General features: G+C 55.7%; 18 protein-coding genes and 1 pseudogene. 6 read left to right on the forward strand and 13 right to left on the reverse strand.

The window, feature by feature from the left end; all coding sequences use genetic code 11:
* Positions 1-68 precede the first annotated feature (68 nt).
* The 8 genes from IF199_RS17045 to gspG form a co-directional block, all read right to left on the reverse strand.
* The gene (locus IF199_RS17045; protein WP_102621803.1) at positions 69-1,178 is read right to left on the reverse strand and encodes a substrate-binding domain-containing protein; all 1,110 of its coding nucleotides are present in this window, start codon (positions 1,176-1,178) and stop codon (positions 69-71) included.
* Positions 1,179-1,525: 347 nt separating this feature from the next.
* Complete coding sequence (gene gspF, locus IF199_RS17050) at positions 1,526-2,737, reverse strand: type II secretion system inner membrane protein GspF (RefSeq protein ID WP_085654186.1); 1,212 nt, start codon at positions 2,735-2,737, stop codon at positions 1,526-1,528.
* On the reverse strand, positions 2,737-4,143 hold the full coding sequence (gene gspE / locus IF199_RS17055; protein ID WP_192558189.1) for a type II secretion system ATPase GspE: 1,407 nt from the start codon (positions 4,141-4,143) through the stop codon (positions 2,737-2,739). Before gspE ends, gspF begins: the two co-directional genes overlap by 1 nt.
* The gene (gspD, locus tag IF199_RS17060; RefSeq protein WP_192558190.1) at positions 4,140-6,497 is read right to left on the reverse strand and encodes a type II secretion system secretin GspD; all 2,358 of its coding nucleotides are present in this window, start codon (positions 6,495-6,497) and stop codon (positions 4,140-4,142) included. Before gspD ends, gspE begins: the two co-directional genes overlap by 4 nt.
* Entirely contained in the window at positions 6,494-7,039 is a 546-nt protein-coding gene (gene gspM, locus IF199_RS17065; protein ID WP_074690249.1) for a type II secretion system protein GspM, read from the reverse strand. The genes gspD and gspM overlap by 4 nt, the downstream gene beginning before the upstream one ends.
* Positions 7,032-8,177, reverse strand: coding sequence for a type II secretion system protein GspL (gene gspL / locus IF199_RS17070; RefSeq protein WP_192558191.1), 1,146 nt, complete (start codon positions 8,175-8,177; stop codon positions 7,032-7,034). The genes gspM and gspL overlap by 8 nt, the downstream gene beginning before the upstream one ends.
* Entirely contained in the window at positions 8,174-9,127 is a 954-nt protein-coding gene (gene gspK / locus IF199_RS17075; RefSeq protein ID WP_192558192.1) for a type II secretion system minor pseudopilin GspK, read from the reverse strand. Before gspK ends, gspL begins: the two co-directional genes overlap by 4 nt.
* An 8-nt stretch (positions 9,128-9,135) precedes the next feature.
* Positions 9,136-9,594, reverse strand: coding sequence for a type II secretion system major pseudopilin GspG (gspG, locus tag IF199_RS17080; RefSeq protein WP_007959380.1), 459 nt, complete (start codon positions 9,592-9,594; stop codon positions 9,136-9,138).
* Positions 9,595-9,740: 146 nt separating this feature from the next.
* Here gspG and gspI point away from each other — a divergent pair, with 146 nt between their 5' ends.
* A complete protein-coding gene (gene gspI, locus IF199_RS17085; protein ID WP_192558193.1) occupies positions 9,741-10,121 on the forward strand; it encodes a type II secretion system minor pseudopilin GspI in 381 nt (126 codons plus the stop codon).
* Between the two features lie 37 nt (positions 10,122-10,158).
* On the opposite strand, the gene IF199_RS17090 is transcribed toward gspI, so the two are convergent.
* The 3 genes from IF199_RS17090 to IF199_RS17100 form a co-directional block, all read right to left on the reverse strand.
* Positions 10,159-10,539, reverse strand: a complete 381-nt coding sequence (locus IF199_RS17090; RefSeq protein WP_192558194.1) for a hypothetical protein — start codon at positions 10,537-10,539, stop codon at positions 10,159-10,161.
* Positions 10,540-10,664: 125 nt separating this feature from the next.
* Positions 10,665-11,054, reverse strand: coding sequence for a hypothetical protein (locus IF199_RS17095; protein ID WP_192558195.1), 390 nt, complete (start codon positions 11,052-11,054; stop codon positions 10,665-10,667).
* The gene (locus IF199_RS17100) at positions 11,047-12,390 is read right to left on the reverse strand and encodes a hypothetical protein (protein WP_192558196.1); all 1,344 of its coding nucleotides are present in this window, start codon (positions 12,388-12,390) and stop codon (positions 11,047-11,049) included. Before IF199_RS17100 ends, IF199_RS17095 begins: the two co-directional genes overlap by 8 nt.
* A gap of 269 nt (positions 12,391-12,659) precedes the next feature.
* On the opposite strand from IF199_RS17100, the gene IF199_RS17105 reads away from it, so the two are divergent.
* Both IF199_RS17105 and IF199_RS17110 read left to right on the forward strand, forming a co-directional pair.
* Complete coding sequence (locus tag IF199_RS17105) at positions 12,660-13,133, forward strand: hypothetical protein (protein WP_192558197.1); 474 nt, start codon at positions 12,660-12,662, stop codon at positions 13,131-13,133.
* A 414-nt stretch (positions 13,134-13,547) separates the two neighbouring features.
* The gene (locus tag IF199_RS17110) at positions 13,548-13,910 is read left to right on the forward strand and encodes a DUF6124 family protein (protein ID WP_192558198.1); all 363 of its coding nucleotides are present in this window, start codon (positions 13,548-13,550) and stop codon (positions 13,908-13,910) included.
* Between the two features lie 86 nt (positions 13,911-13,996).
* On the opposite strand, the gene IF199_RS17115 is transcribed toward IF199_RS17110, so the two are convergent.
* Positions 13,997-14,254 carry a hypothetical protein gene (locus IF199_RS17115; protein WP_244142397.1) on the reverse strand — a complete coding sequence of 86 codons (258 nt, stop codon included), beginning with the start codon at positions 14,252-14,254 and terminating at the stop codon, positions 13,997-13,999.
* A gap of 156 nt (positions 14,255-14,410) precedes the next feature.
* On the opposite strand from IF199_RS17115, the gene IF199_RS17120 reads away from it, so the two are divergent.
* Positions 14,411-15,184, forward strand: coding sequence for a hypothetical protein (locus IF199_RS17120; RefSeq protein WP_192558199.1), 774 nt, complete (start codon positions 14,411-14,413; stop codon positions 15,182-15,184).
* Positions 15,185-15,449: 265 nt separating this feature from the next.
* Positions 15,450-16,970 carry an SIR2 family protein gene (locus IF199_RS17125; RefSeq protein ID WP_192558200.1) on the forward strand — a complete coding sequence of 507 codons (1,521 nt, stop codon included), beginning with the start codon at positions 15,450-15,452 and terminating at the stop codon, positions 16,968-16,970.
* 133 nt (positions 16,971-17,103) lie between these two features.
* On the opposite strand, the pseudogene IF199_RS17130 reads toward IF199_RS17125, so the two are convergent.
* Positions 17,104-17,483 (reverse strand): annotated as a pseudogene (locus IF199_RS17130) (site-specific integrase); the annotation flags it as partial.
* A gap of 206 nt (positions 17,484-17,689) precedes the next feature.
* Between IF199_RS17130 and IF199_RS17135 the strand changes: the two are divergent.
* Positions 17,690-19,423, forward strand: coding sequence for a DUF6119 family protein (locus tag IF199_RS17135; protein WP_192558201.1), 1,734 nt, complete (start codon positions 17,690-17,692; stop codon positions 19,421-19,423).
* Positions 19,424-19,460 lie beyond the last annotated feature (37 nt).

Below are 19,460 nucleotides of genomic sequence, written 5' to 3' on the forward strand. Positions count from 1 at the left end.
GGTTCCGGCAAAAAAAATGGCAGCCCCAAAAGGGGCTGCCATTCAAACCGCTGACTTGAAGTGAAACCTTACAGAGGACGGCCAACAGTGTTGCAGACGCTGGCGTTGTTGATGTCCAGGTTGTTGCCGGTGGAGTTGGTGATGAAGTTGGCGGTCACAGCGTTTTTCCAGTTGGTCGGAACCACGCTGAAGCCGTGAGCCACGGTCGCAACGGTGTTGCCTGGAACGCTGTAGTGAGTGGTCAGGAAGGCCTTCACGTCAGCAGCCACGGATGCATCCTTGTAGCACTGGCCGAAGATGAAGTTGGTGTAGGCAGCAATTGGGTAACCGGTGGCTGGGTTGGCAACAACCGGAGCCCACTGAGCTGGATCAGCCGGGTTGACTGGCAGTGTGGCCGAAGACAATGCGGTAGTGACGTTTGCGGTGGTCGGCTGAACACCGTTGACGCGCGAAACGACGGCATTGCTGTTGGCATTCACGCCATCCGGACCCACGTAGCCGATGGAACCGTCAACAGCGTTCACGGCAGCAGCGACGTCAGAGGTGTTAACCACGCCTACGAAAGTGGTTGGCAGTGGAGTGCCGGCTGGCTTCAGGGTGTTGGCGAACGTGGTGGTGACGGCGAACTTGGTTGGGCAAACCGCGTTCAGGTGGCGAGTGAGGATTTCCGAAGTGCCGCTGGAAGTGGAGCGATACACAACGCGAATCGGGGTGGCGTCAGAGTTGTTCAGCAGGTCGCCCCACTTGGTGGCAGTGCCCGAGAACACGTCGCACAGCTGAGCGCTGGTCAGGTTCAGAGCGGTCTGGCCGGTCTTTTTGTAAGGAATGGCAACCGAAGTGGCGACCGAAGGCAGTTGGATCAGCGGGCCGTAAGTGGTGCTGTAAGCGGTGTTGTAGTTACCGATTTCGGTAGCGCTGAGCACCGAGTCGCTGCCAGCGAAGTGAACCGTACCGGTGGTTTTGAACTGCGTCGAATCGTTGGTCAGGAAAGCCACTTTACCCACGCCGCTGCCTGTGCCCAGGTAGCTGAAGTTGGCTGGCAGGATGCTGTTGGCAGAACCTTTGTACAGAGCGGCAGGCAGAGTCGCGCCACCACCGGTTACGTTGGCGGCCATGGCCTGGGCGGAAGCCAGGGCAGCGACGGTCAGGGAAGCTGCGATCAGAGTGCGCTTGAACATGAAGAATCTCCTTTTCAACTAGGTTGGGAACACAGGTTTTCGGATTGCTTGCATGACACTGGGAGGACTCACCGCTGACCTTCGCAAGCGGGGTCCGTGGTTAAGTCGCACTGAGAAATTCGCAGTTTCCGGTGACAGATAAAGGAAAAAACCTCGGGAGGTGCAGGCTGATTTTCGAGGGATTTTCTCGGGTGTTCTGGTGGTTATCCGGAGGGTCTAAGACACGCTTTTCGAGGGAGTCGGCCACAGCCCTTGAAGGGCCGTTGCAGATGACAGAAAGGAGAACCCGAGGATGCTGTTTTTGGCGCTCGGGTGAGATCCGGCGCCGGTAAAAAAAGTTGAGAAAACTACTGCACGAGTTGGTTGATCTCGATGATCGGCAGCAACACCGCCATCACAATCACCAAAACCACCCCGCCCATCACCACGATCATCAACGGCTCCAGCAACGCAGTCATGCCCATCGCCCGGCGCTCGATATCACGAGACAGGGTTTGTGCCGCACGCTCAAGCATCGGTGGCAGCGCGCCGGTTTTTTCGCCGCTGGCGATCAGGTGAATCAGCACCGGCGGGAACACGTTCTCCACTTTCAGCGCTGCCGCCAGGTTGACGCCCTCGCGCACCTTGGCGGTGGCCTCATTGACGCTCAGGCTCAGACGATCATTCGACAGCGTCTGCCGCGCCGCTTCCAACGCGCGCAACAACGGCACCCCGGCGCCACCGAGAATCGCCAGGGTCGAGGCGAACCGTGCGGTGTTCAGCCCCAGCACAAACCGCCCGATCAGCGGCAACTTCAGCACCCGATGATGCCAACTCAAGCGCGCCGCCGGATTGCGCAGATACAGGCGCCAGCTCCAGAACGCGCCGGCCATGACGCCGGCGCACAGCCAGCCCCACGCACGGATGAAATCACTGGCATTGAGCATCGCCAGCGTCAGCCCCGGCAGATCCTGCCGCGCCTGGGAAAACGCACTGACCACCTGCGGCACCACGTAGCTGAGCAGAAAAATCACGATGCCGATCGACACCAGCCCCACCACGCCGGGATAGATGAACGCGGTGAGGATCTTGCCGCGCAGGTTGTTGCGTTCCTCAATGTAATCCGCCAGCCGCTCCATCACCTGCGCCAGATCACCAGACTCCTCGCCCGCCGCAATCAGTGCCCGGTAGATTTCCGGAAAATCCCGTGGCCGCGCCGCCAGCGCTTCGGCCAGGCGCATGCCGCTGCGCACGTCGGCGCGTACGGCGCTGAGGGTGTGGGCGATGTGCTTTTTCTCGGCCTGTTCGACCGTGGCACTCAGCGCGGCCTCCAGCGGCAGGCTGGCGCCGAGCAAGCTCGACAGTTGCCGGGTGGCCCACGCCAGATCGTTATCCGACAGCCTGGCGCTGAACAATCCACCGCCGCCATGCTGGGAGACGTTGCTTTCCTTCTCCACCGACAACGCCGTCAAACCTCGACCGCGCAGCACGCCAAACGCGGCGCCCTGACTCTCCGCTTCCAGATGCCCGGATTCGATCTTGCCGCTGGCATCGGCGGCCTCAAAACGATAGCGATTCATCAGGCGTCCCGTGTCACACGAAGGATTTCTTCCGGCGCCGTGGCACCGCTGCGAATCCAGCGCTCGCCGTCCTCGCGCAGGCTGAACATCCCGGCCTTGCTCGCCGCCGCACGCAGCGCCTGCTCCCCTGCCCCTTGGTGAATCAGGGTGCGGATGTCGTCATCGATGCAGAACAACTCGTGAATGCCGGTACGGCCGCTGTAACCGGTGTGATTGCATGCCGCACAACCCACAGGGCGCCAGGTGCCGGGTGTGGCCGGGTCTTCCTGTTTGCACTGGTTGCACAGCCGCCGTACCAAGCGCTGGGCCAACACGCCGAGCATCGACGAGGCCAGCAGAAACGGCTCGACGCCCATGTCGACCAAGCGGTTGACCGCCGACACCGCGTCGTTGGTGTGCAGGGTCGCGAGCACCAGGTGACCGGTCAGCGAAGCCTGCACTGCAATCTGCGCGGTTTCGAGGTCGCGGATCTCGCCGATCATGATGATGTCCGGGTCCTGGCGCAGAATGGCGCGTAGCGCGAGGGCGAAGGTCATGTCGATCTTGGCGTTGACCTGAATCTGGCTGATCCCCGGCAAGTCGTATTCCACCGGGTCTTCCACGGTAAGAATGTTGCTGGTGCTCGCATCCAGTCGCGCCAGCGCCGCATACAAACTCGTCGTTTTGCCGCTACCAGTCGGGCCGGTGACCAGCACAATGCCGTGGGGCTGGCGGATCAGGTGATCGAGCTTGGCCAGCACCTGCGCGTCCATGCCCAACGTTTCCAGATGCAAACGCCCGGCCTGCTTGTCCAGCAGACGCATCACCACCCGCTCACCATGACCGGTGGGCACGGTGGAAACACGAATGTCGATCGGCCGTCCCGCTACGCGCAAGGCAATGCGACCATCCTGCGGCAATCGTTTCTCGGCGATATCGAGCTGCGCCATGATCTTGATCCGCGACACCAGCGCGCCGTGCAACGCCTTGCGCGGCGAGACCACGTCGCGCAGCGTTCCGTCGACCCGGTAGCGCACCACCGAATGGGTTTCGAACGGTTCGATATGAATGTCGCTGGCCTCGTCCCGCGCCGCTTGCGTGAGCAAGGCGTTGATCATGCGGATCACCGGCGCGCCGTCCTGGGTGTCAAGCAGATCGGTGATTTCCGGCATGTCCTGCATCAGGCGGTCGAGGTCGACTTCGTTTTCCGCCGCGCCGACCACCGCCGCCGCGCTGCCAGTATCGGCGTAGGCAGAGGCCAGCAGGCCGTCGAGTTCGTCATCGCGCACCCGCTCAAGCCTCGTCGCGCCGAACTGCCGCCGTACTTCGCTGATCGACCAGCCCGGCGTCGACGGGCACACCGTCAGCACGCCGTCGCGCAGCAGAATCCGCTGCGCCTTGGCCCAGGCGTAGGGCAATGCGCTCATTGCAGCGGCACCGCTTTGATGGTCGCGCGCGGGCCTGTCCCCGGCAGCGTCGCCGGCACGCCCTGCGCCGCGGTCGGCAATTGCGGCGCCTGCATGTCAGGCATCGCCCAGCTGCGTTCCGGTTGCAGACCGCCCTGAGCGCGGCGCATGAAGTCGTAGCGGTTAAGCGTGATGCTGCGCCCCGCCGCACTGTCGCGAATGATGTACGGGCGCAGGAACACCATCAGGTTGGTCTTGGTGATCGAGCGGCGCTCGTTGCGAAACAGCGCGCCGATCCCCGGAATCGTCGACAACCAAGGCACTGCGTCGTTGCTCTGGCTGTAGCCGTCCTGCAGCAGACCGCCGAGCACCATGATCTGGCCGTCGTCGAGCAAGATACTGGTGTCGATCGCGCGTTTGCTGGTGACAATCCCCGCCGAAGTCGAAGCCGCCGAAGCGCGCTCGTCGATGCTGCTGACTTCCTGATAGATGTCGAGCTTCACCGTGCCGCCCTCGGAAATCTGCGGCCGCACGTTGAGCTTCAAACCGACTTCTTCACGGGTCACGGTCTGGAACGGGTTGTTGCTGGTGCCCCCGCCGCCGGTGACGTAGCTGCCGCTGACAAACGGAATGGTCTGACCGACAAAAATGCTCGCGGCTTCGTTGTCCAGGGTCAGCAGGTTCGGCGTCGACAGCACGTTGGTGCCGCCCTTGCTCTTCAGCGCCCGGGCCAGCACTTTCAGGTCGAGAATCTTGCCGATGCCGGGGATGTCAACGGTGCCGTTGACGTAGCCGAGGTTGAGCCCTTTGGGCAGCACATCAACACTGGTTTTGCCATTGACGTTGATCCCTGAGCCGCCAAGGTTGGCGCCGCCGATCACGCCATTGCCGGCCAGATTGCCGGTCTGCCATTGCACGCCGAATTCGCTGGCATCGTCCTCGCCGACTTCGACGATCAGGCTTTCGATCACCACTTGCGCGCGGCGCTGGTCGAGCAGGTCAATGACTTCACGCAGGTTGCGGTACAGCGGTTCCGGCGCGGAAATCAGCAAGGTGTTGGTGGTCGCGTCCGCCTGAATGGTCACGCCGCCAGCGCTGAAGGCAACGTTCTGCTCGCTGCTCTGCGCATTGCCGCTGCCACTGGTGGCGCTGCTGCCCTGGGCGTAGCTGCCGCCGGTGCTGCCGCTGTTAGTGGTCGAGGTGCTGCCGTTGGTTTGCGTGCCGCTCTGGCCGTTCTGCCCACCGCTCGAGTTGGTGGAACTGCCCATGGCGCTGAGCACCGAACGCGCACTGTCGCTGGTGCCGCTGTCGCTCTCGCCGGTCAACAAACCGCGCAGTGCCTGGGCCAGTTTGCCGGCCTGGGCGTTGCGCAGATACACCACGTGCAGATTGCTCGGGTTGCTCTGGGCGTTGTCGAGTTTGTAGATCAGGTTGCGCGCCAGCTCCGTGCGCTCGGGGCTGCCGGCGCGGATGATGATGGTGTTCGAGCGCGGGTCGCCGATCACCGCGATTTTCTGCGTTGGATCATTGCCCGGCGCGTCGAGCAGGTCGGCGACCATCGGCGCGATGTCGGCGGCGATGCCGTTCTGGATCTGCACCACGTCGGTGTCGATGGCGGTCGGGGTGTCGATGGTCTGGATCAACTGGGCGACCCGCGTCAGGTTCTCGGCGTAATCGGTGACGACGATAGTGTTGTTGCCCGGATAGGCGTTGATCGGGTTGTTCGGCGAGACGATCGGGCGCAGCACCGGGATCAGGTTCACCGCGTTCTCGTATTGCAGGCGGAACGTGCGGGTGAGCATGCCGTTGCCGGCCGGTTTGTCGGCGCTGTAGATCGGCCCGCCGAGCAACTTGGCGTCGGCCTCCGGCACCACCTGCGCCACACCGCCGACATCCACCACGCTGAAACCCTGCATGCGCAGCGCCGCCAGCAACATGTCGTAGGCCTGATGCGCCGGCACCTGGCCTTCGGAGACCAGCGTCAGGTTGCCCTTGACCCGAGGGTCGACCAGAAACTGTTGACCGGTGGAACGCGACAACGCCCGCACCACCGCTTGAATATCCGCGTCGACAAAATTCAGCGTCACCGGTTGATCGCCCAACGGGTTGGCCGGCAACGTCGTGCCGCGCGCCGAACCACCGCTGCGAGCGCGTTCGGTGATGTTGTGCAACTGCTTCGGCGCCGGTCTGACCTGAGCCTGCGCGCGCTCGCGGTCAAGCACCGCGTCGCCACTGCGCTGGGTGTTGGCCAGCGGCCGGCCGAGTTCGCTGTCCACCAGCAGCGGCGGTTGATTCGGTGGCGTGGTGTTGCTGCACGCGCTCAATGCCATCAACAGCATCGGCAACGCCATGCGTTTGGATCCTGACCCCTTCATGAAGCTTCCTTAGCGCCCAGCGCCTGATCCATGCGTACGGTGCCCGACAGAGTGCCGGCCGTGTCATCGGTCGCGGCGTCGTCTGCGCGTTGCAGACGGGCCTCGACCACTTGCAGTGAAAAATTCCGGGGTTGGCTCAGCAGCCAGTCGAGCACGGCGTCGGCCGGTGCCGCATCGAAGGTCAACTGCCAGCCGGCGGACGCGGCCGCCAATTGGTAATGGCCGCCCAGTCCGCTGGCCTGCAAGGTCTGTTGCAGCGACTGCTCCAGGTTTTGCCCGTCGGGGCGCACGCTGACGTCGCGCAACAGCACTTCCAGCGCTTCGGCCTGGGCGCGCAGTTTTGGCGTTTCGACTTGCGAGGCGGCGATCTTCTTCAGCGGCGGCTGAACCAACGCCACCCATACAAACAGCCCCAGCAACAGCGCCGCCATGCCGCCGACCATGCGTTTTTCCCGCAACGCCAACGGCTGCCAACGGGCCTGCAACTGAGCATTGAAGCGCTGCCAACCGGCGCGGTATTTCGCAAGCGAGGGGCTATTCATCTTCGGCTCCGCTGCTGTCATCGTTGTCGGTGGCGGCGGTCGCCTCGCCGGCCGGGCGCAAGACCCAGCCGTCGTCATTCGGGCTGATGCTGATGCCGGCCTGGGCCAGCGTGCCTTGCCAGTCCTTGTCGTTGCCCGAACGCCGGGCCTCGGGCAGCAGACTCAATTGCAACGCACCGTCGACGAATTCCAGACGCTGCACCGTGCCCGCCATGGACGGCATGCCACTGCCGGCCTGCGACACCAGTCGCGTGAAATCCTGCCCCGGCGCATCCACCGCGCCTTGCTGGCGCGCCGCGATTTGCTGACGGGCCTGTTGCAGCGGGTTGAGGATCACCGGCAACTCGGGGAACGCCTGCTTCACCCGCTGCGCCATTTGCGCCTTGAGCTGCTGGCCCTGCCCGGCCTCGCGAGCGGCGTACAGGTTCAAACCGATCACCCACACCGCCAGCGCCAGCGCACAACAACCGAGCGCTCTGCCCCAGCCGCGATGCTCGGTGCCCGGTTGCTGGAGGCCGCCGTGCAGGCCCCAGTTCGGCAACGGGCCGGCGTTGCGCTGCGTGTCGGCCAATGTCGATTGCACCGCTTCGGGTGCACCGTCACCGATCCAGTGCGCCGGCAGACCGGTTTCCAGCAGCCACGCTTCGTCGATCATCGGCTGCACCTGCGCCGCGTTCGAGCCGTGGCGCAGCAACAGATGCTCGTCGTGCAGACAGCCGACGCCGCCGGCCATCACCGGCAAGCTGTAGGCCGCCGGGTACAGGCCTTTGAGGTTCAAGCCGAATTGCCCGAGGTGCTGCAAATCCTTGCGTGAGACCCAGGCAATCTGCACCTGGCCACTTTCATTGCGAGCACTGTGGGCGATGTGCATCTCGGCGCTGTCGCCGAGCATCAAGGCCTGCGCTGCGCATTGCACAGCCGCAGCGGTTTTGTTCGCAGGCAGCGGCGGCAGATCAATGCTCGCCAACAGGCTGTCCGACGGGTGCAGAAAGCACACCAGCGGTTGCTTCGGCAGCGCGCCGAGCCGCACGCGTTCCTGGCGAACGACCTGCCCCTGTCGATCCAGCCAAGCACAATCCAATTCACTGTCGAGACTCAGTTCCGCCAGCGGCGGCAAACTCACGCGCAACTGGCTCATACGCCCACCCGCGACCAGATCACTTGCGGCAAGCGGTCTTCACTGCGATGCAGTAACGCATCGAGGCTGACCCGCCGCTGATCGCGCCGCGCCTGCCCGCGCAGCCGAAACCAGTCGCTGGTGATGCCGACCTTGACGCTGGTGATCTCCAATTGCGGCAGTCGCAGGCGATTGACGAAATCCCCGCGATTGATGAACCAGCGCCCGGCATCACGCTCATTGATCAACGCCTGCGCCCGCTCCAGCGACAGCCCCGGCACATAAGCCGCCAGCACTGGCGCCGTGGCGGTGTTGCCGTTGAGCCAGGTGGTCGCCGGAATCACCGTCAGGTACGGCGCGAGTTTCGCCAACACCGCATCGTTGACCCCGTCGACACTGCGCAGATCGTCAAGCGTGCGCAGCATCGGCAAGGTCGGCGATTGCGGTTGGCGCGAAGCGGACGGCGACGTGGCGCGCCCGCTGTCGAAAGTGTTTTTCGCCACAGGCTTGTCCACCACTTGGGCATTCAACAGGTGCGGATAAGAGCCGATCACCCGCTGACTGATGCGCCGGCTCAAGCCGCTGCTGACACCGATCAACTCGCACAAGCGCTCGAACGCCTGCACCTGCGCGTCATCGATCCGCTCGTTGGCCACCAGATTGCGCAGGTTGAACTTGCCCTGCTCGTCCTCCAGCCGCCCTTCGAAACCCTGGGTGTTCAACCGCTGCGCCCAGGGTTGATCGAGTCGGGTCAGCGGATCACGCTGCCGCGCGTCCCACAACAATTGCCGGCTGATCTCCAGCCCGCCGTGCAACACCCAACGGCCCTGCACACGCAGTTGCTCGGCTTCCAGCGCCCGGGTCGAAACGCTCTGGCGGGTCAGCATGCCGGCAGCGATCACCGCGACCACCGCCGCAATCAGCAGCGCACTGATGATCGCCATCCCCTGCTGGTTCGATTGGCTGTTCATGACCGGCCTTACAACTGCCAGGAACCGATGTCGGCATTCACACCATCGCCGTCAGGCTGACCGTCGGCGCCGAGGGAAAAGATGTCGATCTCGCCGTTGGCACCGGGATTGAGGTACTGATAAGGACGACCCCACGGGTCATTCGGCAGACGCTCCAGGTACGAGCGCCAGTTGGTATTCTTTGCATCGGCCGGCCGTTCCACCAGTACTTTCAGGCCCTGGCTCTGGCTCGGGTAAGTGCCGTGATCGAGGCGATACAGTTTCAGCGCCTGCATCAACCCGCCGATGTCCTGCTTCGCCGCCGTGGCCCGCGCCTGATCCGGCCGGTCGAGCACCTTGGGCACCACCATCGCCGCCAGAATCCCGAGAATCACCACGACCACCATGATCTCGATCAGCGTGAAACCCTGCTGCCCACGGGGCATCCGGCTCGGTCGATTGGGCTGTTTGAATTGCGCGATATCCATCTCGTCATTCCCTGGCTTGATTCGATTCGACGCGCAGTGTTGCAAGAAGATATGTCAGGGATGTTGAAAATCCTCGGGTGTTTTCGTCGTCAAGCCGTCAAGCACGGGCGTTAGCGTCAAGGGCTGCCCGACCGCCCGAGACCCCGATGCGCACCCCCTCCCCGCAAGCCGGATTCACCCTGATTGAAGTGCTCGTCGCGCTGGCGATCATCGCCGTCGCCATGTCCGCCGCCGTGCGCGTGGCGGGGTTGATGACGCAGAGCAGCGGGATATTGCGGGATCGTTCGATTGCGATGATTGCGGCGCAGAGTCGGATGGCTGAACTTCGGTTGGAAGGGAGATTGCCGATGGGGGTCAAGGCGATGGAGTGTGATCAAGGGAGGTTGTTGTTGCGGTGTGAGCAGGTGATTGGGGGGGCGGAGAATGGGCGGTTGTTGAAGGTTGGTGTGCAAGTTTTTGATCGCAGCCAGGAAGCGCCGCCGCTGGCTCGGCTGGAGACGTTGCTTAGCCGCCCCGAAAATCCATAGCCCGCCCGAAGCCTCGGACCATTAAAGACACCTGCTCCTACAAAAAACCTCTGTATTTCCCGTAATGCCAAAGCATCGCAGTCCCGCCGCATACAAAATAGCCGACATGAAATGGACGCGTGGCCCAGAACTTCAGGTCTTTGGGAAGGCGCTGAACGGCGTCGATCAGCAACGGTTCCTGCCGTTGGATACTCTTGGAGGTAATCAACCGGCTGACCTCTGCCATTCGAAGAGTTCTCCAGTGAAAACTCCCACCTGAAGAACGCCAGTCCGTAATCAGGTATAGCCACTCGTCAAAGTGGTTTTCCAGCGCTTCGAGTTTTGTATAAACGGCGTAGAAAATCATTGCGCAGTTGATGATGCCCAGCAGGATCAGCGCTCCAAAGGCCCAGGCAAATGCTGATTGGGTGATTTCCATTATTCGGAATACTCGTAGATTTTTTGTCCTGAAAACTCACCACAGTCAGTCATCTTTTTTCTGTCTCAACGGCACGCTACCGACTCGCTATAGCCCTTTTATAGAGGACCGCCTCTCAACGGCGCTTACTCGAACAGCCCTAGATATTCCGCCCAACCATACAAGGCCAGAATTCCCAGCAGAGAAAATGCATTCAATCGATATGGAATTTCGACCCACCGCCGCAAATTCAGCGGAAGACGCCGGACATCTTCGAGGGCGTTCGGATTATCCAGCAACAGGCGCGAAGGACGCTTGCGAAGCAAAGCAGTGATCAGATTGAGCCTGTACCTGCGCGCCCAAAAACCGGCACTTCCTTTCTGTGGGCAATTCTGGAGCAGATAACAATTTTCAAGGTGCGACTCGATTTCGGAAAGCTTGAAATACCCGACATAAATCATCACCAGAACGTTGGAAATGATCAGCACCAATAACCCAATGCCAGTGGCGGCGAACAGAAGTTTGATTTCAATCATTTGAGGTAGCTTCGTAAACGATCTCACCGAGGACATCGCCAATCTTAGATCCCGTATTACCTGCTACAGAAGCTGTCGCGCCGCTGATGACGAGGACGCAAATAACGCCGCCGATGCCTCGTGTTTTTAGTGCAACACCTGCGCAATACTCCATTGTGAGCGGTGCGGTATATGTGGTTGCCGCGACAGTTGTTCCAACGTTACCTGCCAGTTTGCTGCCTTCGATGAATTTAACCTTCTGGCATTCTTGATCAGTGCCGGTACGGCACACTTCGTTGATTCGTAGAGTTGCCGCCCCTGTTGCTAAACCAATTCCGACGTAACCTCCGATTTGCATGAACTTTGCCGCCCGCGCAACGCCAACGATGTTGGACGCATATCCCGGCAACTGAGTGGGGCCTCCCGCTTTATCCCAACGGTGAATGGTTCTTCGAGTCGACAAACCCAGTGCTCTCTTGAGCTTGGGGTGATCGGCAATTCCGGTTCCCTTGCGTACCAGCGACCCAAGGCCACTATCAAGCTTCGTCAAGATACGTTTGCGCTGTGCAAAAAAATCCGGCGAGCGAAGATGCCCGTACTGCCGATAGTGCTGCTGGTGCAGTTGTTCCATATCCTGCAAAGCTTTTTTCAGCCCATCCAGATGCTGCCCGATCATATAAGAGGCAACCCCCAGTGACCCCGCCGACACCTCCAGAAACGGCTCAATGACTTCGTGATGCTCAACCATGAACGAAGCCTCTTCATCCGAGAGATCTTTCAACGCCTCGTTCACCTTCTCCGCAGCGGCCATCATCTGTGCTTCTTCCCGCCGGCACATGTAGTTGCGAGAGTCGCTGAACAAGACCATTTGCCCAGGCTTGACCTGCGCACCGAGATGTCGATTGAGTGAGCGGAATTCGCGACGCAGTGAGTCGCCGGGCCTGATTTCGTACAACTCCCGTTCAAGCGCTTCGAGCGTCATGGGTTTCTGAACGATGTGAAAACCCGATTCAGCGGGTTGCGGCAAGGTGTAGGCGTGTTCCTCCACCAAGTGTTGTGCGGGAGGTGGCTCGGGTTTGTGTTTGAAGGCGTTCCAGGAGGCGCCGCCGCTGTCTGTAGCCGTGCGCGGTTTCACCAGTGCCCACTCACCGTTACGCACAGCATCGATGAGTTTTCGCTCATTCGCGCCTTGCATGTAGTTCGAACGATGCAGGCCCATGGCGTTTAACAGGTCGTCGAATCCGGGCAGCTCGTCCGGGCGATTCAATGCCTGTCGGAAGTCTTCCATAGCTTGGTAGGAATCGAGGATTTGGTCGCGCTGGCCATGGAGTTCGCTTCGCGGGATGAGTCTGGTCACGTCCGTGTCCCGTTCTGAAAACGGGGGACTTTGGCGAACGGACTCAGGTTTGAATGCAGGATGGATCGGTGTTCGTTGTAGGGGAAATCCGGATTTCTAAACAAAGGGGACCGATATATTTTCTGGAAATAGATCAGCCCTTCTTTTTCCCCTGCCTCTCTAGTCTCCAGTGGTTGAATTACCGGTAGTTGCCAGGACGGCTATGCTTTCGCCTTCCTCGGCCGAAAACTCGTCAGCCGATGCAGTTATAGGAAGCAATGGAGTGCGGGATGAAAATCATCGCTTTTGTAGCTATCTATCTCGCAGGCGGAGTTGCCCTGTTTCCCTTCCTCGACCTATTGCGTCCGGTGGGTATTTCTCTCGACCATTTCTATTCGGAATTTTTCCTGAACTCCGGCGTTGACGTGGCACAACGGCTAAGCCTGAGCTTCATCTACGCAAGCGCGTTTCATATGGTGTGGTCTGCCTTGTTTTCTGAATCCGCAAAAAGCTGGGTGTACACGACCAACGTCATAGACCTCTACTATCTCGCCTTACGGTGTTTGAGTGCTTTTTGCATCAGCCTGATGAGCCTCGGACTGGTTGGGAAAAGCACACATAAAGCGCCCTATACGGACTTTCATCAGTATTTTACTTTTCTGGTTATCTGCATGCTCGCGGGCGCTTGGGCGTGGGAGCTCAAGCACTTTTTGATAGCCGTCATTTATTACGCCGCAAGAAAAATCAAGGGAACGACTGAATGAAAGAGCGCCGACTTGGTTTCAGACAGGGAAAATGGCTTTGTTTTTTCACCTGTTTAACCACCCCAAAAATCCCCGTTTAAAAGACACCGCCCGTTACGTCCTCAAGGCTACAACGCCTTGCGTCATTGCCTACGACTACGCCAGAATCCGCCGGCTTGTGCGTCTAGGGTGCGGGTCTTATCGTTTCCGGGTCACTGAAAAACAGTGATCGGGTTTGGTAGCCCGCAGCGCTGACGCATCGCGTCACCTCATGCAGTTGCATTTATGCGACTGGATTTATGGTGGCCATGCTCAGGGCTTCTTCGGAAGCGCCGGTTCCAGTGCTCCGGTCTACCAACCTGCGTATGGTCGCCACCCCCTCGTTTGGTAGCGAGAGTGGTTGACTCCAATTCAATCAGTACTGGAGTTACATCAATGATCAAACCAACACCCAACCCACCAGAAACCGATCCGGTTTCACCCTACAAATTCCCCGACTCCCGAACCCTCAACGAAGCCGCCGAACGCGCCCTCGACCACTACCTCACCCCACAACAGCGCATCATGGGCAGCCACACCAAACACGACCCCATGTTCCTGGCCAACCCCGCCTACAACAGCGAATCCCTCCTCGCCAACGCCAGCGAATCCCTCGGCTCCGCCAGCGAAATGCTCAGCAACTTCGCCGCGATCCTGGAACCCGCCCACCGTAAGACAGCGCTGGGTATTGCTCAGGTGGTTATGGTTGCGGGGTTGGCAGTGAATCAGGCGTTGGATCATGTTGAGGTGAATACGTAAGCTGCTGATTGCTGTCGCTCAATAGCCGGAAAGAAAATGGCCGAGGTTGTCAGGTGTGACTGACAGCCTCGGCCAAATGAGCATTTCTATTTTTTGCGGCACATCTCGACGTCATCCTGAGTCTTCAAGTCTGTGTCGATTCCCAAGCGATACTTGCAGTAATCAATAATCCACCCCCGCTCCTCTGCTGTCAGGCGCTCTACATTCCTGATCTCTCCATCGTTGGCGTGGATGTTGTAGAACTTCATCTGAATCGTGGGGTACTTTTTGATGAAGGCAATCGTCTCGACGCCCCCATTTCGAGGGTTCAGAGGGGGCTGATTTACTCTCAGAACAAATGTCATCCCCTTTTCCACTACTTCAAGCTACGTGCACTGATAGTGCACCTAAAAAAATCTCCACCCTCCTACTTTTTAGTCTTTACTGCCTATCAACTATAAATCGCACTTTTCGGCAATCTCTATTGTTCTACTCGCTCAGACGTCAAAGAGGCTCTCACGATGAGTACATGTGTCGATCATGGACAGTATAACGGGCCATCGTGTCCGTCTTGCGCACCTCAAGGCCAAATCCTGCGTGTCGTCAAGCTGCCAGAATATATGGAAGGGGCTATTGGGGCCGCACTGACTGCTTACAATCTTCCGGCTGCCTTGCGCGTTCGAGTGCTCGGCACGGTGGCTCCGCCAAGCGCCCACCCATCCATACTTGAACGCGGCCTGGTTCCCAAAAGCAAGATTGTGTCGCCCCCGACTGGACTGACGCCAAAGATTGCCGAATTCGTGAAAGATGCTGCGCGACGTGTTTACCTCGGTGGATTCGTGAGTTCTACGGTGTACTCAAACATGCAAATGCAATCCACGCTTAATCCTGACTGGGCCAAATTGGTGAAGAACGCCCGTTTCCAGTATGCGTTTTTGTTCGTTCCATCATTTAAAATACTGCGCACTCCTCTCGTCGCTATTGTTCCTGAGAATTTGTATATCAAGAATTTCATGAAGGACGATTTCTCGATCGTCAAAATTTTTGCCAAACGGTATTTTGGCTTTCAAAACAAGGTGCAAATTCCTGGAGCAGTGAAGAGTGTGGAGGGCTTTGAGCTTGCGCCAAAATACTTTGTCGCATCTACGCACTTTAGCCCAACGACAATCATGTCCGAAGCTATGCGTGGGCAGGCCTTAAATCCCATACGCTTCCTACGCGGACTGACCTTCGCCGGGATCGGCCCTGTCTTGATATACAGAGAATACTCGAGGCGCACAGAGGAAACGGAGTAGAAGCCACAAGCTCAACAGCATTCAAAGGGAACGTATATATTTCCTGAAAATATACCCGCTCCCTTTTTTTGCACTGGCTCGACTGGAGACTTTGCTAAACCAACCGAAAACTGACTCAGAGCTTCTTCGAAAGCGCCGGTTCCAGTCCCCTTTGCTTGTTCAGTTAAGCAAACAAAGGAGCAAACAAAGGGGACTGATTTATTTTTTGGAAATAAATCAGTCCCCTTTTTCAGACCAATATGAATTTGCTCAAAGGATTACCCATATGGACATCGAAGCAGAACTCAGCTCCGTTTTTTCCCAAAGATCATCCGGACCATTTTTGTTTTTGGGGTCCGGCTTCTCCCGGCGATACATAGGACTTGAGGATTGGGAAGGGTTGCTCAGTCGATTTTGTTTGACCGGAAAACCCTACGCTTACTACAAAAGCAGTGCTAATAATGACACGCCTAAATCGGCTCAGCTAATAGCTGATGATTTTCACGACTTGTGGTGGAGTCATGACGACTATGGCAAAAAGAGAGAAGACTCGGCAAATCTAATTAACGATAGAACTTCACCACTCCGGCTAGAAATATGTGACTACCTACAGCACAAACACCTCGCTGAAATCTCCCCGGCCATATTAGAAGAAATCAATGCTCTGAAAGAGTGCGACGTCGATGGGATAATCACCACGAATTGGGATATGTTTACTGAGAGCCTATTTCCAGACCACACCGTATACATTGGACAAAAAGAGCTTTTGTTTTCCAACACCATGAACATTGGAGAAATCTATAAAGTCCATGGTTGCTGCAGCACACCGGAATCTCTGGTATTGACGGACTCCGACTACCACGACTACAACAATCGCAATGCGTATCTAGCCTCAAAATTAATCACTATATTTGTAGAGCACCCAGTTGTTTTTATAGGCTACTCGATCTCCGACACAAACATCAGAGAACTTCTAAAATCTATTTCTCTATGTATTGGCAGGGAAAATATTGACAAACTTAGAGACAATTTAATTTTCATTGATAGAAATGAGCCTCTTGGCGGGCCAACAATTGAAACTTCCTACCTTCAATTTGACTCCATTCAGATACCAGTCAAGGTTGTTAAAACAAAAAATTATACTCCCGTTTACGATGCCATTGCACAATTCGAACGCAAACTGCCAGCCCGGGTATTAAGATTTTGCAAAGAACGCGTTTACGAAATTGTCAAAGGGCAGAATCCCGACAAAAAAATTGCTGTCGTCGATTACGACCAAGTCCAAGACAAGAACGACATTGAGATTGTATTTGGACTTGGCGTTATAGGAAAGGTGGGTGAAACCGGCTACAAAGGGATTTCCATCGGAGATATTTTTGAAGACCTCATTTCAAACAACAAGAATTTTGACGCCAGAAAACTAGTTGATACAACCTTATCTCTACTTCCGAGCCAAACAAAATTTGTTCCCGTGTTTAAATATCTGAGAATGCTTGGCATTAATTCTAAAGCCGACTATGACAAATCAGGGCTAAAACTTGATCGACTCGCAAATCGAAAAGCAGAAGATTTCGCAACCGCAAGCGCACTCCAAACTGCGAGATACTCTAAAACACCTTTTGCGGAATTCCTTGCAACAGCAACAGAGTCTGAAATAGTTAGCATGACCCCACTGCTACCGCTCGCAGACCAAAAAATTCTAGGAGAATACCTTCACGCTAACTATGACCATCTAATCAGCTGCAACAACAGATACCATTTTCGTCGATTGATGGCATATTACGACTGGAAGCGTTATGGATTTTAAGAAACTCAAAGGTACTTTACACGAATGGATTTAATCCGGCCTGCGTGAGCCGAGGAATGCGTAACAAAGGGAACTGATCTATTTTCTCGAAATAATCAGTCCCCTTTTCACTTTTGACGATACGAGCGTACTAACGCGTGGATAGATGATCTGAGGTATGCAACTTGCTCGGAAAAGGCAGTCTTCGCTGAGGAGTTGCGCCTGATGTATCTAGGCCGCGATAGCAAACCGTATCTCGAATTGCACGGGCCGCGGCGTCTTCTGCTGCATCACCACAGCTCTTGGTGATACACGATCGCTATGGGCGACGTCGCGCACGCGAAGCTTGATTAAGTCGCAAGCCCGAAGCTTGCTGTCGATGGACAAATTGAAGAGTCCGAGATCACGGGTTCGTTCTGCTATTTGAAGCCTTACCCGGATAGCCCAGATATCTCTCAATTTGAGTGGAGCTTTCTGACCGACCAGTTTTCCTTTGTTCCAGGGCTGATCGCTGCGGGCAGCGATGATGTTCATGACATGTGCTCCACGTATAGAATGACAAGGATGGCTAACCAGAGTGAAGGTCGTTAGTCGGCCAGAAGAGAAGGGAGGAACTCGGCCTCAGTTCCCTGTTCAGAGAAAATTCCCCAATATGCTCAAAAAAGCCAATGGCTATTTATTGACATAAGAAATAATGATGCTTAGCTGTGAGTAATACGTGATTAACCCGAGGGAGCGCCATGGCCGAACAGGGAGTTGAAATCGCACAAATATCTTTTTTTCTCGCAAGAGAAAATAAAACAGCCGACTCAATATTTGATCAAAAAAAAGACGTTTTAAAAAATCTATCAGCAAGAGAGTTTACGTTCTCAATCAATGGCACAGATTGTCAATTTATATATTTTGAAACCTCGACGACAAAATCAAACCCACCATGGCTAAATTTCATCAACGAAAAACTTCCTTCAGGCGAGGGACTACTCTTTAGTGCAAAAAGCAAAAGCCCAAATGGGATTTTATTTTTAACCGTGAACGGTAGAGTTTTTGCTGCAACCTTTGGACGGAGTGCAGTAAGCTATCTTGATCGCGAGGCTTTCGAACCAGACTTTGGTATAAAAACAGCAATGAATATGTGTGGTAACGAAGAAATACGTCAGACAAAAAGTGAGAGCCACGCGATAACCCCAACACATATTGACAGGCAGGTGAATAAGCCGGTTGACTCCTTCGCTTTTGGACTCAGCGAAGCAGAAGACCTGCGGTATATTTCAGCCCATATGAAAGATCACAAAAATATAACCCTTCAAGGTCGGAATAATTTAACAATAAAAATTATCGGAAAAGAGAAGCTAAACTGGCAGACACTAGTCGAGTATTGTGAGGATTTTTTACTGGCTTATGCTAGCAAGGAGTACACCAAGTTATTTCCCAATTACAAGCATTTTGACGAGGCAACGGAAACAGAAAATAACGCACTAGACGAGCTTTTAATCACTCAGTTGCGCTTAAAAAACACGAGCAATATTAGTCTTGGCATTCCAGAAGTCCTAATCGATCCGGATTATGGCTTTACCTATTCGAACCATAAAAAAATCTCTGATAGGACTTATGCATACTTAGACATATGCCAAATTTTTGAACACATGGCATTTGACAAAATAACACCCGCAAAACTTAAATCAAAATTTATTTATGCATACTCATATGAAGAAGATCAGGTGTTAGGGTACAAAAGATGGCCCCTGTACAACTGCCTATCTTTCGAGCAGAGCCTAGGAAGTAAATATTTTGTATTAAGCGACGGAAAATGGCTTGAGGTAGATAATGACTTCTATACTGAAATAACCAACTTCACCAAAAATATACTCCATGAAGAGACAAGCGAGGAGATTTATAGAGGGATAGACATCAGTGATGACGTAAAAATGCAAAATAGAGAGAGCATATTTAACAAAAAAATATGTGCAATACGACCATCATGCGTACTATTTGATCAAGCAAAGCTTCAAATCGGCTCAGGTCGTAAAGACAAAGAATTTTGCGACATTCTAGATCTTACCAACGCTAGTTTTATTCGAATCATCCATTGCAAGCCATATAAAAACACCTGCTCAACAAACTACCTATTCTCACAGGCTCAATTCTACTGTCACGCATTTATTAACGATCAAACTTTCCTGAGCGAGATTAGGGCTCACATAGGCTTGTCCAACAGTACAAAAAAATCAGAATACTTAGATTATATAAAATCAGATATAGCAGACATACATGGCAAGGACTATGTTATTTGCCTTTGGCTGCTATATGATCAACGCTTGACTGCCCCCACTAAAACTGAAATACCACTAATGGCGCAATATGAGTTAAAACTGATGCATGAGCATTTGCGCAACATGTGTAAGTTTCGCGACGTCATAATAAGATTTATTCCAGTTATTAAGAAAAATTATGTCAAGGACATTTCCCATCAGTAAGAGACTGAAGGATTCGATCATTAGAAGTGACCGGAAG

Source organism: Pseudomonas allokribbensis (assembly GCF_014863605.1).
GTDB lineage: Bacteria > Pseudomonadota > Gammaproteobacteria > Pseudomonadales > Pseudomonadaceae > Aquipseudomonas > Aquipseudomonas allokribbensis.

Bases quoted from the DNA above. Each gene is read 5' to 3' on its own strand.
- IF199_RS17045 (WP_102621803.1), bottom strand. From the start codon at position 1,178: ATGTTCAAGCGCACTCTGATCGCAGCTTCCCTGACCGTCGCTGCCCTG.
- gspF (WP_085654186.1), bottom strand. From the start codon at position 2,737: ATGAATCGCTATCGTTTTGAGGCCGCCGATGCCAGCGGCAAGATCGAA.
- gspE (WP_192558189.1), bottom strand. From the start codon at position 4,143: ATGAGCGCATTGCCCTACGCCTGGGCCAAGGCGCAGCGGATTCTGCTG.
- gspD (WP_192558190.1), bottom strand. From the start codon at position 6,497: ATGAAGGGGTCAGGATCCAAACGCATGGCGTTGCCGATGCTGTTGATG.
- gspM (WP_074690249.1), bottom strand. From the start codon at position 7,039: ATGAATAGCCCCTCGCTTGCGAAATACCGCGCCGGTTGGCAGCGCTTC.
- gspL (WP_192558191.1), bottom strand. From the start codon at position 8,177: ATGAGCCAGTTGCGCGTGAGTTTGCCGCCGCTGGCGGAACTGAGTCTC.
- gspK (WP_192558192.1), bottom strand. From the start codon at position 9,127: ATGAACAGCCAATCGAACCAGCAGGGGATGGCGATCATCAGTGCGCTG.
- gspG (WP_007959380.1), bottom strand. From the start codon at position 9,594: ATGGATATCGCGCAATTCAAACAGCCCAATCGACCGAGCCGGATGCCC.
- gspI (WP_192558193.1), top strand. From the start codon at position 9,741: ATGCGCACCCCCTCCCCGCAAGCCGGATTCACCCTGATTGAAGTGCTC.
- IF199_RS17090 (WP_192558194.1), bottom strand. From the start codon at position 10,539: ATGGAAATCACCCAATCAGCATTTGCCTGGGCCTTTGGAGCGCTGATC.
- IF199_RS17095 (WP_192558195.1), bottom strand. From the start codon at position 11,054: ATGATTGAAATCAAACTTCTGTTCGCCGCCACTGGCATTGGGTTATTG.
- IF199_RS17105 (WP_192558197.1), top strand. From the start codon at position 12,660: ATGAAAATCATCGCTTTTGTAGCTATCTATCTCGCAGGCGGAGTTGCC.
- IF199_RS17110 (WP_192558198.1), top strand. From the start codon at position 13,548: ATGATCAAACCAACACCCAACCCACCAGAAACCGATCCGGTTTCACCC.
- IF199_RS17115 (WP_244142397.1), bottom strand. From the start codon at position 14,254: ATGACATTTGTTCTGAGAGTAAATCAGCCCCCTCTGAACCCTCGAAAT.
- IF199_RS17120 (WP_192558199.1), top strand. From the start codon at position 14,411: ATGAGTACATGTGTCGATCATGGACAGTATAACGGGCCATCGTGTCCG.
- IF199_RS17125 (WP_192558200.1), top strand. From the start codon at position 15,450: ATGGACATCGAAGCAGAACTCAGCTCCGTTTTTTCCCAAAGATCATCC.
- IF199_RS17135 (WP_192558201.1), top strand. From the start codon at position 17,690: ATGGCCGAACAGGGAGTTGAAATCGCACAAATATCTTTTTTTCTCGCA.